Below are 14,374 nucleotides of genomic sequence, written 5' to 3'. Positions count from 1 at the left end.
GCGGGATGGTGGCGATAAACTCCCGCAACCTGCCAGGAGTATCTTGCGGTAACGCTTAGCGATCCAGATAAGCCTGAAGCAGGGGGATATCGGCAGGGGCCAGCGCAAAGCTGAACGCCTCGGCCGGTTCCACCTAGGCAAGCGCCTGATGGCAGCTTACCGTTGGTTCTCCGCTGAACCCGGTGACCAGCCAGGCGTGCAGGTTGATTTTCCGCTCTCCAATTACCCGGTTTTCGCTGGCGATGTAATCACCAATCACCGCATCGATCGCCAGCTCTTCCTTAAGCTCGCGGGCCAGCGCCTGCTGCTGGCTTTCCCCGGCGTCTACCTTACCGCCGGGAAACTCCCACAGACCGGGCTGATCGCCCTGCGGCCCGCGCTGGGCCAGCAGGAGCCTGCCCTCGCGCAGGATCAGCGCAGCAACCACTTCCAGTTCATTAAGCCGGGTCATCAGAATTCGAACTGTGCCCAGATCGGCGCATGGTCGGACGGTTTTTCCATGCTGCGAATGTCATAGTCAATCCCGGTCGCCGTGCAGCGTTCCGCCAGTGACTGGCTGGCCAGCAGCAGATCGATGCGCAGACCGCGATTATCATCGAAGCCTTTGGAGCGGTAGTCGAACCAGGAGAAACGATCGCTAACCTCAGCATTTTGCGCACGCCAGGTGTCCACCAGGCCCCAGTTCATCAGGCGATCCATCCACTCACGTTCTTCCGGCAGGAATGAGCACTTACCGGTGCGCAGCCAGCGCTTGCGGTTGTCTTCACCGATGCCGATATCCAGATCGCTGCTGCTGATGTTCATATCGCCCATAATCAGCACCGGGTTAGCCGGATTGTGTTCCTGCTCCAGGTAGCTTTGCAGGTCGCGGTAAAATTTTTCTTTCGCCGGGAATTTGGTGGGATGATCGCGGCTTTCCCCCTGCGGGAAGTAGCCGTTGATCACCGTCAGCAGGCCTGCCGGCGTCTCGATATCAGCCATAATGATGCGGCGCTGTGCCTCCTCATCATCTCCGCTAAAACCACGACGCACGGCAACCGGCGGCGCTTTGCAGAGCAGGGCAACGCCGTAGTGGCCCTTCTGGCCGTGGTAAAACACGTTGTAGCCAAGCTTTGCGACGTCTTCCAGCGGGAACATATCGTCATGAACCTTGGTTTCCTGCAGGCCGATAACGTCCGGCTGGTGCTGTTCGACAATGGCTGCGAGCTGGTGTGGGCGAGCGCGTAGCCCGTTGATATTAAAGGAGACGAATTTCATAGCGTGGGCCGTTTTGTGGCGGAAAGAGGGCAGAATATTAGCAGAAATCGGGCAGAAATGTCATCTGTTGCCGGGATGAACGGCGTGGATTGCAAAGCGTATAACGCGGTGCCGGAAAATACAGCTGGCTGGATAACGAAAAAGAGGAAGTAAACGCTGAAATGGTGGTGGGAGAAGGATTCGAACCTTCGAAGTCGATGACGGCAGATTTACAGTCTGCTCCCTTTGGCCGCTCGGGAACCCCACCAGGGGAAGCGCATTAACAATTCACAACACTTAAAAATGACATGGCTTTCATTTTTCCTTCTTATTTCACCCTGAATGCGGGTTGAAATGGTGGTGGGGGAAGGATTCGAACCTTCGAAGTCGATGACGGCAGATTTACAGTCTGCTCCCTTTGGCCGCTCGGGAACCCCACCACTGGCCTTACTGCTGTGCTTGTTAAGCGGGGCGCATCATATCAAATGAACTGACGCTGTAAAGCCCCGATTTCCAGATAATAGCGTGTTCGCTGATTTTTTGCCCGAACTGCTGTTTTGTAAGGCAAAACAGCAGTATCGGCATCACAAAATAATCGTGCGGTTGCCGTAAACAAATACGCGCTGCGCCAGCACCTGATACAGCGCCCGGCTTAACGCATTTTTCTCTACGTCGCGGCCCGCACGCATCATATCCTCGGCGGTGTAGGTATGGTCCACGTGGATCACGTCCTGCATGATGATCGGGCCTTCATCCAGGTTATCGTTCACGTAGTGCGCGGTTGCGCCGATGATTTTCACGCCGCGCTCATAGGCCTGGTGATAAGGACGGGCACCGATAAAGGCCGGCAGGAACGAATGGTGAATATTGATAATCTGGTTCGGGTAACGCTGAACAAACGCCGGGGTCAGCACGCGCATGTATTTCGCTAACACCACATAGTCCGGCTGGTAGCGATCGATCTCCGCCGCCATATTGTTGTCGTGATCCTCGCGCGTCAGCCCTTCATGACTGACCAGCACAAACGGGATGTCGAAACGTTCAACCAGCGTGCGCAGCGTTTCGTGGTTGCCGATCACCGCGGCAATCTCGACATCCAGTCCGCCGTAGGCGCTTTTCATCAGCAGATCGCCCAGGCAGTGCGCTTCTTTCGTCACCAGAATAACAATTCGGCGGCGGCCGGCAGGCTGCAGTTCGCGTACCGAACCGGTCGGCAGCGCACTGTCCAGATCGGCCAGCAGCGTGGTGTCGTTGAAAATCCCTTCCAGTTCGGTACGCATAAAGAAGCGCCCGGTGCGGTGGTCAACGAACTCATTGTTCTGGACGATGTTTAGCTCATGCTTGTAGCAGATGTTGGTGATTTTCGCGATCAGCCCTTTAGCATCCGGGCAGATGGTGCGTAAAACTTTTCGTTGCAGTGTTTGCGCTTGCATTACGATGGTAATCCTGTCGATACAAAAGGGAAATCAGGGTCAGTTCTGACCACAGCATTTCTTGTATTTTTTGCCAGACCCACAGGGGCACGGGTCGTTGCGCCCGATTGGGGGAAAGGTTCCGTCAATATAGTACCAGCGTTGCTCCTCACGAAGAAAGCGTGAACGCTCATGAATGAAGCTTTCGCGCTGATTTTCCGTGAAACGCGCAAAAAATGTCACGTATCCCTGAGCCGCGTCGGCAGCGATTTCGCTACCGAGCACGTTCAGTCCCCGCCATTCGGTGGCGGCGTAACTCTCCTCAATGCTCTCAGCAAAGCGCTCCGCGTGGCAGGATGGGTGCCAGCTGTCGATCAGATAGCGAGTGTTGCGTTTGACGTAGGCGCAGTAGCGAGATCGCATTAATGCTTCCGGTGTTGCAGGGAGTGACGCACCTTTTAGATACGATTCACAACATAAGCTATACTGCATTCCGCTACCGCACGGACAGGGTTCAGACACGTTGACTCCGACTCACTCAATACGGTTAATTTAAAATTTGTGGGCTGATGTTAACCGACGACGGGCAATGACGCCATTTCGATCGTGATTAACGGCCTGACGGGCGGGTTTCCGTGGCGTTATGGCAAAAGGATGCAGGTATCATTACCAGAGGTGGGATGAGACAGGTTAAAATTGGACTGGCGCTGGGGTCGGGCGCGGCGAAGGGCTGGTCGCATATCGGGGTGATTAACGCCCTTGAACGCGCCGGGATCCGTATCGACGTCGTGGCGGGCTGTTCCGTTGGCGCGCTGGTCGGCGCGGCCTATGCCAGCAAGCGACTGCCGCTGATGGAGTCGTGGGTGCGTTCCTTTAGTTACTGGCAGGTGATCCGCCTGATGGATCTCTCGTGGCAGCGCGGCGGGCTTTTGCGCGGTGAACGGGTGTTCAGCCACGTGCGTCGGGTGATTGCCAACGAGAAGATTGAGCAGTGCAGTTTGCCTTTTGGGGCGGTTGCCACCAATTTAAGCACCGGCCGCGAACTCTGGCTGACCGATGGCGATCTGCATCAGGCCATCAGAGCGTCATGCAGTATGCCCGGCCTGCTGTCCCCGGTGGGCTGGAACGGCTACTGGCTGGTCGATGGCGCGGTGGTGAATCCGGTGCCGATTTCCCTGACCCGCGCGCTGGGAGCCGATATCGTCATTGCCGTCGACCTGCAGCACGATGCCCATCTTATGCAGCAGGATCTGTTTTCCGTGACTCCGCAGCCGGAGGGCGACGAGGCGCTTCAGCCGCACAGCTGGGGCGGTCGCCTTCGTCAGCGTCTGGGACGCATGGTGCAGCGAAAAGTTAACCACTCCCCGAGCGCGATGGAAATCATGTCGACCTCCATCCAGGTGCTGGAGAATCGCCTCAAGCGCAATCGCATGGCGGGCGATCCACCCGATGTGCTGCTGCAACCCTTCTGCCCGCAGATTTCCACGCTGGATTTTCATCGCGCTGAGGAAGCGATCGAGGCGGGCAAGCTGGCAGTCGAAAAGAAAATGGATGAATTACTGCCACTTGTCCGCGACAGGCAATAGCGTAATCACTTTATGATGCGGAGTAGCCAATTCAGAGAGGCAAATCTGCGATTTATAGACCACTATTGAGGTATCTGTTTTGCAGGGGAGAACAATGGAAAAACCGTTAAGTGGAAAACGCATTCTCATCGTTGAGGACGAAGTCGTTTTCCGCTCCCTGCTCGATAATTTCCTCACCTCACTCGGCGCGCAGATAAGCCTGGCGGATGACGGCGTGCAGGCGCTGGCACTGCTGGACACAAGCCAGCCGGACATGATGATTTGCGATCTTGCCATGCCACAGATGGACGGCTTAACGCTGGTGGGGAAACTGCGCAGCAACGGCCAGACGCTGCCAATCCTGGTCATTTCCGCCACGGAAAATATGTCAGATATTGCCAAAGTGCTGCGGCTGGGTGTGCAGGACGTGCTGTTAAAACCGGTGAAAGACCTGGCTCGCCTGCGTGAGGCGGTCTTTGAGTGCCTTTATCCCTCAATGTTTACCTCCAAAGTTGAAGAGGATGAACAGCTGTTTCAGGACTGGGATGCGCTGGTTCGCGACCCCTCCGCAGCCGCTAAGCTGCTGCAGCAGCTACAGCCGCCGGTACAGCAGACCATCGCCGACTGCCGGGTTAACTATCGCCAGCTCACCATGGCCGAACAGCCGGGGCTGGTGCTGGATGTGGCCGCGCTCTCCGAGAGAGATCTTGCCTTTTACTGTCTTGATGTAACCCGCGCCGGAGATAATGGCGTACTGGCTGCACTGTTATTACGCGCTTTATTTAACGGTCTGCTGCAGGAGCAATTGTCCGGGCAGTCTCAGCGGCTCCCCGAGTTAAGCGGATTGCTGACCCAGGTTAATCAATTATTACGTCAGGTTAATTTGCAGGGACAATTTCCTTTGCTGGTGGGCTACTATAATCGCGAACTGAAAAATTTAATTCTGGTTTCCGCCGGCCTGAATGCCACGCTGGGAATTCACAGTCAGCAAATTCAATTGAGCAATGGGGTGCCGCTCGGCACGCTGGGCAGTACGCATCTTAATCAAATCAGCCAGCGTTGTGATGCCTGGCAGTGCCAGGTTTGGGGCGCTGGCGGGCGGCTGCGATTAATGCTGAGTACGGATTGACCACTCGCGCGTCTTTCACTCTGCCCTGCAAGACAGAGGCATCGATAAGCTTTACACTTGGGTAATAGTCTTAATTTTTGCATAAATGAATTCATCAGGATAAATCCGCGCGGGTGTAACTGGTATACTCACTTCGTTTTTAAACTCGATATTTCAAGTGTCAACTTAAGCGGCCTAATGAGAGGTATTTTGATGTCTGCCTATAATTCTAAAGTCAAAAAAGCGGTAATCCCGGTTGCGGGTTTGGGAACACGTATGTTGCCAGCAACCAAAGCGATCCCGAAAGAGATGCTGCCGCTGGTTGATAAGCCGTTAATTCAGTATGTCGTTAACGAGTGTATCGCGGCAGGAATTACTGAAATTGTGCTGGTTACGCACTCTTCTAAAAACTCCATCGAAAACCACTTTGACACCAGTTTTGAACTGGAAGCGATGCTGGAAAAACGCGTTAAGCGCCAGCTGCTGGAAGAGATCCAGTCAATCTGCCCACCGCACGTGACCATCATGCAGGTCCGTCAGGGTCTGGCTAAAGGCCTGGGCCACGCGGTGATGTGTGCCTGGCCGGTGGTCGGTAACGAGCCGGTTGCGGTGATTCTGCCGGACGTGATCCTCGACGAATATGAGTCTGACCTGTCGAAAGAAAACCTGGCGGATATGATCCGTCGCTTCGACGAAACGGGCTACAGCCAGATCATGGTTGAGCCGGTTGCCGATGTAACCGCCTACGGTGTGGTTGACTGCAAGGGTGCCGAGCTGAAAGCGGGTGAGAGCGCGCCGATGGTGGGTGTGGTTGAGAAGCCTAAAGCCAATGAAGCCCCGTCTAACCTGGCGGTAGTCGGCCGTTATGTGCTGTCCGCTGACATCTGGCCACTGCTGGCGAAAACCCCTCCGGGTGCCGGTGATGAAATTCAGCTGACCGACTCTATCGCTATGCTGATGGAAAAAGAAACCGTTGAAGCCTACCACCTGAAAGGCGTCAGCCATGACTGCGGTAACAAACTGGGTTACATGCAGGCCTTCGTAGAATACGGCGTTCGCCACAACACGCTCGGCAGTGATTTCAAAGCGTGGCTGGAAAGCACCGTAGGCAGTAAAAATTAATTTTATTTTAACCGGGACAACACAATGAAAGTCACCGTATTTGGTATCGGTTACGTCGGACTGGTGCAGGCTGCTGTTCTGGCAGAAGTTGGACATGACGTTCTCTGCATCGATGTTGACGCAAACAAGGTTGAAAACCTTAAAAAAGGTCTTATTCCAATTTTTGAACCAGGACTGACCCCGCTGGTCATGCAGAACTATGAGGCCGGTCGCCTCAGGTTCTCCACGGACGCCGAGGAAGGGGTGAATCACGGCGTGATGCAGTTTATCGCCGTTGGGACGCCACCGGATGAAGACGGTTCTGCCGACCTGAAATATGTCACTGCCGTGGCGCGCACCATCGCCCAGCATATGACCAGCCACAAAGTGGTGCTGGATAAATCTACCGTACCGGTAGGGACAGCCGACCGCGTGCGCCAGGTAATGGAAGAGACGCTGAAAGGACGCGGTGTTGAACTGACCTTTGATGTCGTGTCTAACCCGGAATTCCTGAAAGAGGGTGCGGCGGTTAACGACTGTATGCGCCCTGAGCGTATCGTCATTGGTACCGACAACGAAGAAGTTGTTGAGCTGCTGCGTGAGCTTTATGAGCCATTCAACCGCAACCATGACCGTATGATCCTGATGGATATTCGCAGTGCGGAGCTGACCAAGTATGCGGCAAACTGCATGCTGGCCACCAAAATCAGCTTTATGAACGAAATCTCTAACCTGGCCGAGCTGCTGGGCGCTGACGTTGAGAAAGTCCGTCAGGGGATTGGTTCAGATTCGCGCATCGGCTACTCCTTCATCTATCCTGGCTGCGGCTACGGCGGTTCCTGCTTCCCGAAAGATGTGCAGGCACTGATCCGTACCGCAGAGCAGATCGGCTACACGCCGCGTCTGCTGCAGGCGGTTGAGGACGTTAATGACTCGCAGAAGAACAAGCTGCCAACCTTCATCAAACGTCACTTCGGTGAGAATCTTGAAGGCAAAACGTTTGCTTTGTGGGGGCTGTCATTCAAGCCTAACACCGATGACATGCGTGAAGCGTCAAGCCGCGTGCTGATGGAAGCGCTGTGGCAGGCGGGGGCGACCGTGCAGGCGTTCGACCCGGAAGCGATGGATGAAGCCCAGCGTATCTACGGCCACCGCAGCGATCTGAAGCTGATGGGAACCAAAGAAGCGGCGCTGCAGGGAGCCGATGGTCTGGTTATCTGTACCGAGTGGCAGAACTTCCGTGCCCCTGATTTTGATGTCATTAAAGATGCCCTGAAAGAACCCGTGATTTTTGATGGTCGTAACCTGTATGATCCAGAGAGAATCAGCAAACGCGGTTTTGTTTATTATGCAATCGGCCGCGGAGCATCTCTTAACATTGCATAATTGATGAGGCAAGTATGAAATATCTGGTCACCGGCGCAGCAGGCTTTATTGGCTTCCATGTCACCCAACGTCTGCTTAACGCCGGTCACCAGGTTATCGGTATCGATAACCTGAATGATTATTACGATGTAAATCTGAAAACCGCCCGCCTTGACCTGGTTAACAACCATCCCGAATTTACCTTTATCAAAATCGATCTTGCCGACCGGGGAGGTATTGCCAGCCTGTTTCGTGAGCAGCGTTTCCAGCGCGTAATTCACCTGGCCGCCCAGGCCGGCGTGCGTTATTCACTGGAAAATCCGTTGGCGTATGCGGATGCAAATCTTATTGGTCATTTAAATATTCTTGAAGGCTGCCGTCATAACCAGATTGAGCATTTGCTCTATGCGTCTTCCAGTTCGGTATATGGACTGAATCGCAAGCTGCCATTCTCTACCGATGATTCCGTTGACCATCCGGTGTCGCTGTACGCGGCAACCAAAAAAGCCAATGAGCTGATGTCCCACACTTATTCTCATCTGTACGGTATTCCCACCACCGGGCTGCGTTTCTTTACCGTCTATGGCCCGTGGGGGCGACCGGATATGGCGCTGTTTAAGTTCACCCGCGCTATTCTCGCCGGGGAAAGTATTGATGTTTATAATAATGGCGAAATGCGTCGGGACTTTACCTACATTGACGATATTGCGGAATCTATCCTGCGTCTGCAGGACGTTATTCCTCAGCGGGATGAGGAGTGGACGGTCGAAACCGGCAGCCCGGCCAGCAGTTCAGCGCCGTATCGGGTTTACAATATTGGCAACAGTCAGCCGGTGATGCTGATGGACTATATTAAAGCGCTGGAGAATGCGCTGGGGCAGACCGCAGATAAAAATATGCTGCCGATGCAGCCGGGTGATGTACTGGATACCAGCGCGGACACCCGTGCACTGTACGACGTGATCGGCTTTAAGCCACAGACTGAAGTGGCGGAGGGCGTTGCACGCTTTGTGGCGTGGTACAGGACGTTCTATCAGGTTTAATTGAGACGAAAAAAAAGGAAGCTTACGCTTCCTTTTTTTATTGATGCCTGGTGAAAAAAAATGAAACCAAATAAACACAAAAAAAATGTGGTATTAGAGACGGACTCTAAACGTCATTACAGCAGAAAATCGTCCAGCTGCTTGCCTTGTTCTTCGATGGCTTTTTTGATGACGGCTGGCGTACGACCCTGGCCGGTCCAGGTTTTCGTTTCGCCGTTCTCTTCTACATACTGATATTTAGCCGGACGCGCCGCACGCTTGGATTTACCCGGTGCTTTAGCCGCAGCCAGGCTGGACAGTAATTCATTAGGATCGATACCGTCTGCAATCAGCATATCGCGATACTGCTGCAGCTTACGGGTGCGTTCTTCCACTTCGGCCTGCGCCTGACTTTCTTCATCACGGCGTTCGTTAACCACAACTTCCAGCTTCTCCAGCATTTCTTCCAGAGTTTCCAGGCTACATTCTCTTGCCTGCGCACGCAGCGTACGAATGTTGTTCAAGATTTTAAGTGCTTCGCTCATTGTCCAGTTCTCTAATTTATATTGATAGGAATACTTCTTGCCCGATAATAATAGTGTTGACGATTCCGAACTGCAATAGCTAATTGTCTGAGGAATACAAAACAACTAATAAACAGATATTAACCCGTTTAACGCACGGTGATTATCGCTTAAGGTTGAAATAAAACCAAAATCGGTTATCAAAAATCAGACTTCAGGCGGCGCTAAGCGACTAATAATAATTAGCGTATCATCATCAAAACCCTCAGTTTATGCTACACTTCGCGCATCATTTATGACCTGCGGAGTAAGGGCCGATGGCTCAACTTTATTTCTATTATTCGGCGATGAATGCCGGTAAATCCACGGCTTTGTTGCAGTCTTCTTATAATTACCGCGAACGCGGAATGCGCACGATGGTGTATACCGCTGAATTTGATAATCGTTTTGGTGCCGGTCGTATTGGCTCACGAATCGGTCTTTCTTCACCAGCAAAACTTTATAGTCACGAGACTTCACTATTTAGTGAGATTAAGGCGGAGAACCTGATTGAACCGGTGCACTGCGTGCTGCTGGACGAAAGTCAGTTTCTTACCCGTGCTCAGGTGAAAGAACTGGCTGACGTGGTGGACCAGTTAGATATCCCGGTTCTGTGCTACGGGTTACGCACCGATTTCCAGGGGGAACTGTTCAGCGGCAGCCAGTATCTGCTGGCCTGGGCGGATAAGCTGGTGGAGTTAAAAACGGTGTGCCACTGCGGCCGAAAAGCCGGAATGGTGCTGCGCCTTGATGAACAGGGCAGGCCGTTTAAAGAGGGGGCCCAGGTGCAGGTTGGGGGAAATGAGAGCTATGTCTCCGTCTGCCGCAAACACTATTATGAAGCGCTGGAAAGCGGATCGTCTCGTGCGATATTTGGTAATCAGAACAGCACGGAAGGATAATACTGATTTAATCACTGCGTCAGTACGTTGGCTGAAGGAAGTTAAGGCAGGCTAACCGATCTGTACAAAAAAACGTTTGTTACGGCTAAAAATAATGCCGGTCACCTTAAGTAACCGGCATTGCTTTCTACGGCATTGAGAATTCTACAGCGTAGATGTTATTTCTTTGCGCGTTTCTCAAATTTCCTGATTTCGGCTTCCGGAGCCGCTTCAGCAATCACCCCTTCATCAGACTCGCTGAATGCGCGGCCGTAGAAGGTATCCATCATGATGTGCTTAAGTTCGGCAATCAGCGGATAGCGCGGGTTCGCACCGGTACACTGGTCATCGAAGGCATCTTCGGCCAGTTTATCCACTTTCGCCAGGAAATCGGCTTCCTGAACGCCTGCCTCACGAATGGATTTAGGGATGCCCAATGCGGCTTTCATCTCTTCCAGCCAGCCCAGCAGTTTCTCAATTTTCTGCGCGGTACGGTCGCCCGGTGCGCTGAGGCCCAGATGGTCGGCAATTTCAGCGTAGCGACGGCGTGCCTGCGGACGGTCGTACTGACTGAAGGCCGTCTGCTTGGTCGGGTTGTCGTTCGCGTTGTAGCGAATCACGTTACAAATCAGCAGCGCATTGGCCAGGCCGTGTGGAATGTGGAACTCAGAGCCCAGCTTGTGCGCCATTGAGTGACACACCCCAAGGAAGGCGTTGGCAAAGGCGATACCGGCGATGGTGGCGGCATTGTGAACGCGTTCACGCGCCACCGGATTTTTAGCCCCGTCGCGATAGCTGGCCGGCAGGTTTTCCTGCAGCAGCTTCAGCGCCTGCAGTGCCTGGCCGTCCGAGAATTCGTTCGCCATCACTGAGACATACGCTTCCAGAGAGTGGGTCACGGCATCCAGTCCACCGAAGGCGCAGAGTGATTTCGGCATGTCCATCACCAGGTTGGCGTCAACAATCGCCATATCCGGGGTAAGGGCATAGTCCGCCAGCGGGTATTTCTGCCCGGTGGCATCATCGGTCACCACGGCGAACGGCGTGACTTCGGAACCGGTACCGGAGGTGGTCGTAATGGCGACCATTTTGGCCTTCACGCCCATTTTCGGGAACTTGTAGATGCGTTTACGGATATCCATAAAGCGCAGCGCCAGCTCTTCAAAGTGGGTTTCCGGATGCTCGTACATCACCCACATAATCTTCGCTGCATCCATCGGTGAACCGCCGCCCAGGGCAATAATCACGTCCGGCTTGAAGGAGTTCATCTTCTCAGCGCCTTTACGCACGATGCTCAGCGTTGGGTCAGCTTCAACTTCAAAGAACACGTCGGTTTCCACGCCGTGGGACTTCAGCACGCGGATGATCTGGTCGGCATAGCCGTTATTGAACAGGAAGCGGTCGGTGACGATAAACGCGCGTTTGTAGCCGTCGGTGGCCACTTCTTCCAGCGCGATAGGCAGCGAACCGCGACGGAAGTAGATAGACTTAGGAAGTTTATGCCACAACATATTTTCAGCTCGCTTAGCCACGGTTTTCTTGTTAATCAGATGTTTAGGTCCGACGTTTTCAGAAATGGAGTTACCTCCCCATGAGCCACAGCCCAGCGTGAGCGACGGGGCCAGTTTAAAGTTATACAGGTCACCAATACCGCCCTGTGAAGCCGGCGTGTTAATCAGAATACGTGCCGTTTTCATTTTATCGCCAAAGTAGCTGACGCGTTCTGACTGATTGTCCTGGTCGGTGTACAGACAGGAGGTGTGGCCAATGCCGCCCATGGCGACCAGCTTCTCGGCTTTATCTACCGCATCAGCGAAGTCTTTAGCCCGGTACATGGCCAGCGTCGGTGACAGCTTCTCGTGGGCAAACGGTTCGGATTCGTCGACCAGTTTCACTTCACCAATCAGAATTTTGGTGCTGGCGGGTACGGTTAATCCGGCCATCTCGGCAATTTTCACCGCAGGCTGGCCCACAATTGCCGCGTTAAGCGCGCCGTTTTTCAGGATCATGTCCTGCACGGCCTTAAGCTCTTTACCCTGCAGCAGGTAGCCCCCGTGGCTGGCAAAACGCTCGCGAACCGCATCGTAAACGCTGTCAACGACGATAACCGACTGCTCAGAGGCGCAGATAACGCCGTTATCAAAGGTTTTCGACATCAGAATGGATGCCACGGCACGTTTGATATCGGCGGTTTCATCGACCACGACCGGGGTATTGCCGGCACCCACGCCGATGGCTGGTTTACCGGAGCTGTAGGCGGCTTTCACCATGCCCGGGCCGCCGGTGGCGAGGATCAGGTTGATATCCGGGTGATGCATCAGCTGGTTAGACAAATCAACGGAAGGAGCGTCGATCCAGCCGATAATATCTTTAGGAGCACCGGCGGCAATTGCAGCCTGCAGCACGATGTCAGCGGCTTTATTGGTGGCGTCTTTCGCACGGGGATGCGGGGAGAAGATAATCCCGTTGCGGGTTTTCAGGCTGATCAATGCTTTGAAAATTGCGGTTGAAGTTGGGTTGGTGGTCGGTACGATACCGCAGATGATGCCGATAGGTTCAGCGATGGTAATGGTGCCGAAAGTATCATCGGTGGCCAGAACCCCGCAGGTTTTTTCATCTTTGTAGGCGTTATAGATATATTCGGAAGCGAAGTGGTTTTTAATCACTTTGTCTTCCACGATACCCATACCGGACTCCGCAACGGCCATTTTAGCCAGCGGGATACGGGCATCTGCAGCGGCCAGAGCGGCAGCGCGGAAGATTTTGTCTACTTGTTCTTGAGTGAAATTGGCGTATTCGCGCTGTGCTTTTTTTACACGTTCAACCAGTGCGTTAAGTTCAGCAACATTAGTAACGGCCATAAATGCTCTCCTGAGGAAGTTAAACTCTATTAGTAAACAAGTCAGAACATGCAAGTATAGCCATCGACGCTGCAGCTGCCGGACGCGGGCTTGCGAAAAAGCGAAAAACGTTCTAATGGTTTACTGACAGAGTCTCAATGCATCCTGAAACCCATTGTCACTTTCGGTACGTTATCAGCTCCTTCTGATGTCATTGAGCATAACGGGAGTAGCGAAGTGAAATAATGATTTAGATCATCTTTTAATGAAGCTGACACCTTTCAGCTTGTGTGAAATCCGGCTTTTGCTCAACTTATACGCATCAACTCGTGAGGGAGTTTAACAATGAGATGATGTGCTAAACATTCCGATAACAACGGAGTTATTGCATCTGTTCCGGTGAGAAAACAAGGTGATTATGGCGCCGGGCAGGATGGTCAGTGCTGATGATTTCCATTACATTAGCGCCATCATGACGCCCACAGGAGAGCAGGGTGAATTCAGCACTTTTAGATCTTTCAGGTTATATCAAATTCTTTGTCGGCCTGTTTGCACTGGTCAACCCGATTGGCATTATCCCGGTCTTTATCAGCATGACCAGTTACCAGGTGGCTGCCGCCAGGAATAAAACCAACCTGACGGCCAACGTCTCGGTGGCGATTATCCTGTGGACCGCGCTGTTTTTAGGCGACGGTATTCTGCATATTTTCGGTATTTCCATTGACTCGTTCCGCATTGCGGGCGGGATCCTGGTGGTGACCATCGCCATGTCGATGATCAGCGGGAAGCTGGGGGAGGATAAGCAGAATAAGCAGGAAAAATCTGAGACTGCAAACCGCGAAAGCATCGGCGTGGTGCCGCTGGCGCTGCCGCTGATGGCCGGGCCGGGGGCCATCAGCTCCACCATCGTCTGGAGCACCCGCTATCACAGCTGGCAAAACCTGCTGGGTTTTTCACTGGCTATCGCGCTGTTCGCCTTCTGCTGCTGGCTGTTGTTCCGCGCGGCACCGATTATGGTTCGGGTGCTGGGCCAGACGGGCATCAACGTGGTGACGCGAATTATGGGGCTGCTGTTGATGGCGCTGGGGATTGAGTTTGTGGTCACCGGCATCCGCTCGCTGTTTCCAGGGTTAACCGGCTGAAACGTCAGCGATGATTTCATTCTGAAATAAAAACCGAAAGGCGCACATTGTGCGCTTTTTTTACGTCTGCGAGAGCTGCATTGCACCAGTTCGGTGCATTTCAACTTTTTAATGCCTCATTTTACGGCATTTATTCATT

12 protein-coding genes, 2 tRNA genes and 1 pseudogene are annotated in these 14,374 nt (G+C 53.3%); 7 read left to right on the top strand and 8 right to left on the bottom strand.

The genetic code is table 11. The annotated features are described in order from the left end of the window. Nucleotides 1–55 precede the first annotated feature (55 nt). The 6 genes and pseudogenes from PGH32_RS08695 to PGH32_RS08670 form a co-directional block, all read right to left on the bottom strand. Nucleotides 56–451: pseudogene (locus PGH32_RS08695) on the bottom strand (pyrimidine (deoxy)nucleoside triphosphate diphosphatase). Continuing rightward, nucleotides 451–1,257 (bottom strand): exodeoxyribonuclease III, encoded by an 807-nt coding sequence (gene xthA / locus PGH32_RS08690; RefSeq protein ID WP_337893776.1) that lies wholly within the window; start codon nucleotides 1,255–1,257, stop codon nucleotides 451–453. The pseudogene PGH32_RS08695 and the gene xthA overlap by 1 nt, the downstream one beginning before the upstream one ends. A 162-nt stretch (nucleotides 1,258–1,419) precedes the next feature. Next, a tRNA-Tyr gene (locus tag PGH32_RS08685) sits at nucleotides 1,420–1,504 on the bottom strand. An 87-nt stretch (nucleotides 1,505–1,591) separates the two neighbouring features. Continuing rightward, nucleotides 1,592–1,676, bottom strand: a tRNA-Tyr gene (locus PGH32_RS08680). Nucleotides 1,677–1,820: 144 nt separating this feature from the next. Continuing rightward, the gene (gene purU / locus PGH32_RS08675; RefSeq protein WP_123329505.1) at nucleotides 1,821–2,669 is read right to left on the bottom strand and encodes a formyltetrahydrofolate deformylase; all 849 of its coding nucleotides are present in this window, start codon (nucleotides 2,667–2,669) and stop codon (nucleotides 1,821–1,823) included. Between the two features lie 39 nt (nucleotides 2,670–2,708). Beyond that, entirely contained in the window at nucleotides 2,709–3,170 is a 462-nt protein-coding gene (locus tag PGH32_RS08670; RefSeq protein WP_337893775.1) for a YchJ family protein, read from the bottom strand. A 158-nt stretch (nucleotides 3,171–3,328) separates the two neighbouring features. Between PGH32_RS08670 and rssA the strand changes: the two genes are divergently transcribed. The 5 genes from rssA (at nucleotide 3,329) to PGH32_RS08645 (ending at nucleotide 8,830) form a co-directional block, all read left to right on the top strand. Beyond that, nucleotides 3,329–4,234 carry a patatin-like phospholipase RssA gene (gene rssA, locus PGH32_RS08665; RefSeq protein WP_314425024.1) on the top strand — a complete coding sequence of 302 codons (906 nt, stop codon included), beginning with the start codon at nucleotides 3,329–3,331 and terminating at the stop codon, nucleotides 4,232–4,234. A 94-nt stretch (nucleotides 4,235–4,328) separates the two neighbouring features. Continuing rightward, complete coding sequence (gene rssB, locus PGH32_RS08660; protein WP_314425022.1) at nucleotides 4,329–5,342, top strand: two-component system response regulator RssB; 1,014 nt, start codon at nucleotides 4,329–4,331, stop codon at nucleotides 5,340–5,342. 192 nt (nucleotides 5,343–5,534) lie between these two features. After that, a complete protein-coding gene (gene galU, locus PGH32_RS08655) occupies nucleotides 5,535–6,443 on the top strand; it encodes a UTP--glucose-1-phosphate uridylyltransferase GalU (RefSeq protein WP_337893774.1) in 909 nt (302 codons plus the stop codon). 24 nt (nucleotides 6,444–6,467) lie between these two features. Next, complete coding sequence (locus PGH32_RS08650; RefSeq protein WP_314425019.1) at nucleotides 6,468–7,808, top strand: UDP-glucose dehydrogenase family protein; 1,341 nt, start codon at nucleotides 6,468–6,470, stop codon at nucleotides 7,806–7,808. Nucleotides 7,809–7,822: 14 nt separating this feature from the next. After that, a complete protein-coding gene (locus PGH32_RS08645; RefSeq protein ID WP_337893773.1) occupies nucleotides 7,823–8,830 on the top strand; it encodes an NAD-dependent epimerase in 1,008 nt (335 codons plus the stop codon). A 116-nt stretch (nucleotides 8,831–8,946) separates the two neighbouring features. On the opposite strand, the gene hns is transcribed toward PGH32_RS08645, so the two are convergent. After that, the gene (hns, locus tag PGH32_RS08640; RefSeq protein ID WP_314425015.1) at nucleotides 8,947–9,354 is read right to left on the bottom strand and encodes a histone-like nucleoid-structuring protein H-NS; all 408 of its coding nucleotides are present in this window, start codon (nucleotides 9,352–9,354) and stop codon (nucleotides 8,947–8,949) included. A 296-nt stretch (nucleotides 9,355–9,650) separates the two neighbouring features. On the opposite strand from hns, the gene tdk reads away from it, so the two are divergent. Next, nucleotides 9,651–10,274: a thymidine kinase gene (gene tdk / locus PGH32_RS08635; protein WP_314425013.1), complete on the top strand. Its 624-nt coding sequence runs from the start codon at nucleotides 9,651–9,653 to the stop codon at nucleotides 10,272–10,274. A 158-nt stretch (nucleotides 10,275–10,432) separates the two neighbouring features. On the opposite strand, the gene adhE is transcribed toward tdk, so the two are convergent. Next, nucleotides 10,433–13,114: a bifunctional acetaldehyde-CoA/alcohol dehydrogenase gene (gene adhE / locus PGH32_RS08630; protein ID WP_337893772.1), complete on the bottom strand. Its 2,682-nt coding sequence runs from the start codon at nucleotides 13,112–13,114 to the stop codon at nucleotides 10,433–10,435. Nucleotides 13,115–13,587: 473 nt separating this feature from the next. Between adhE and PGH32_RS08625 the strand changes: the two genes are divergently transcribed. Further along, nucleotides 13,588–14,235, top strand: a complete 648-nt coding sequence (locus PGH32_RS08625) for a YchE family NAAT transporter (RefSeq protein WP_123329525.1) — start codon at nucleotides 13,588–13,590, stop codon at nucleotides 14,233–14,235. Nucleotides 14,236–14,374 lie beyond the last annotated feature (139 nt).

It is taken from the genome of Erwinia sp. SLM-02 (assembly GCF_037450285.1).
Lineage (GTDB): Bacteria > Pseudomonadota > Gammaproteobacteria > Enterobacterales > Enterobacteriaceae > Erwinia.
Note: the sequence above shows the minus strand (reverse complement) of the source record. Positions and strands in the feature narration are given on the sequence as shown.

Bases quoted from the DNA above. Each gene is read 5' to 3' on its own strand.
- PGH32_RS08650 (WP_314425019.1), top strand. From the start codon at position 6,468: ATGAAAGTCACCGTATTTGGTATCGGTTACGTCGGACTGGTGCAGGCT.
- purU (WP_123329505.1), bottom strand. From the start codon at position 2,669: ATGCAAGCGCAAACACTGCAACGAAAAGTTTTACGCACCATCTGCCCG.
- tdk (WP_314425013.1), top strand. From the start codon at position 9,651: ATGGCTCAACTTTATTTCTATTATTCGGCGATGAATGCCGGTAAATCC.
- adhE (WP_337893772.1), bottom strand. From the start codon at position 13,114: ATGGCCGTTACTAATGTTGCTGAACTTAACGCACTGGTTGAACGTGTA.
- galU (WP_337893774.1), top strand. From the start codon at position 5,535: ATGTCTGCCTATAATTCTAAAGTCAAAAAAGCGGTAATCCCGGTTGCG.
- xthA (WP_337893776.1), bottom strand. From the start codon at position 1,257: ATGAAATTCGTCTCCTTTAATATCAACGGGCTACGCGCTCGCCCACAC.
- hns (WP_314425015.1), bottom strand. From the start codon at position 9,354: ATGAGCGAAGCACTTAAAATCTTGAACAACATTCGTACGCTGCGTGCG.
- rssA (WP_314425024.1), top strand. From the start codon at position 3,329: ATGAGACAGGTTAAAATTGGACTGGCGCTGGGGTCGGGCGCGGCGAAG.
- PGH32_RS08645 (WP_337893773.1), top strand. From the start codon at position 7,823: ATGAAATATCTGGTCACCGGCGCAGCAGGCTTTATTGGCTTCCATGTC.
- rssB (WP_314425022.1), top strand. From the start codon at position 4,329: ATGGAAAAACCGTTAAGTGGAAAACGCATTCTCATCGTTGAGGACGAA.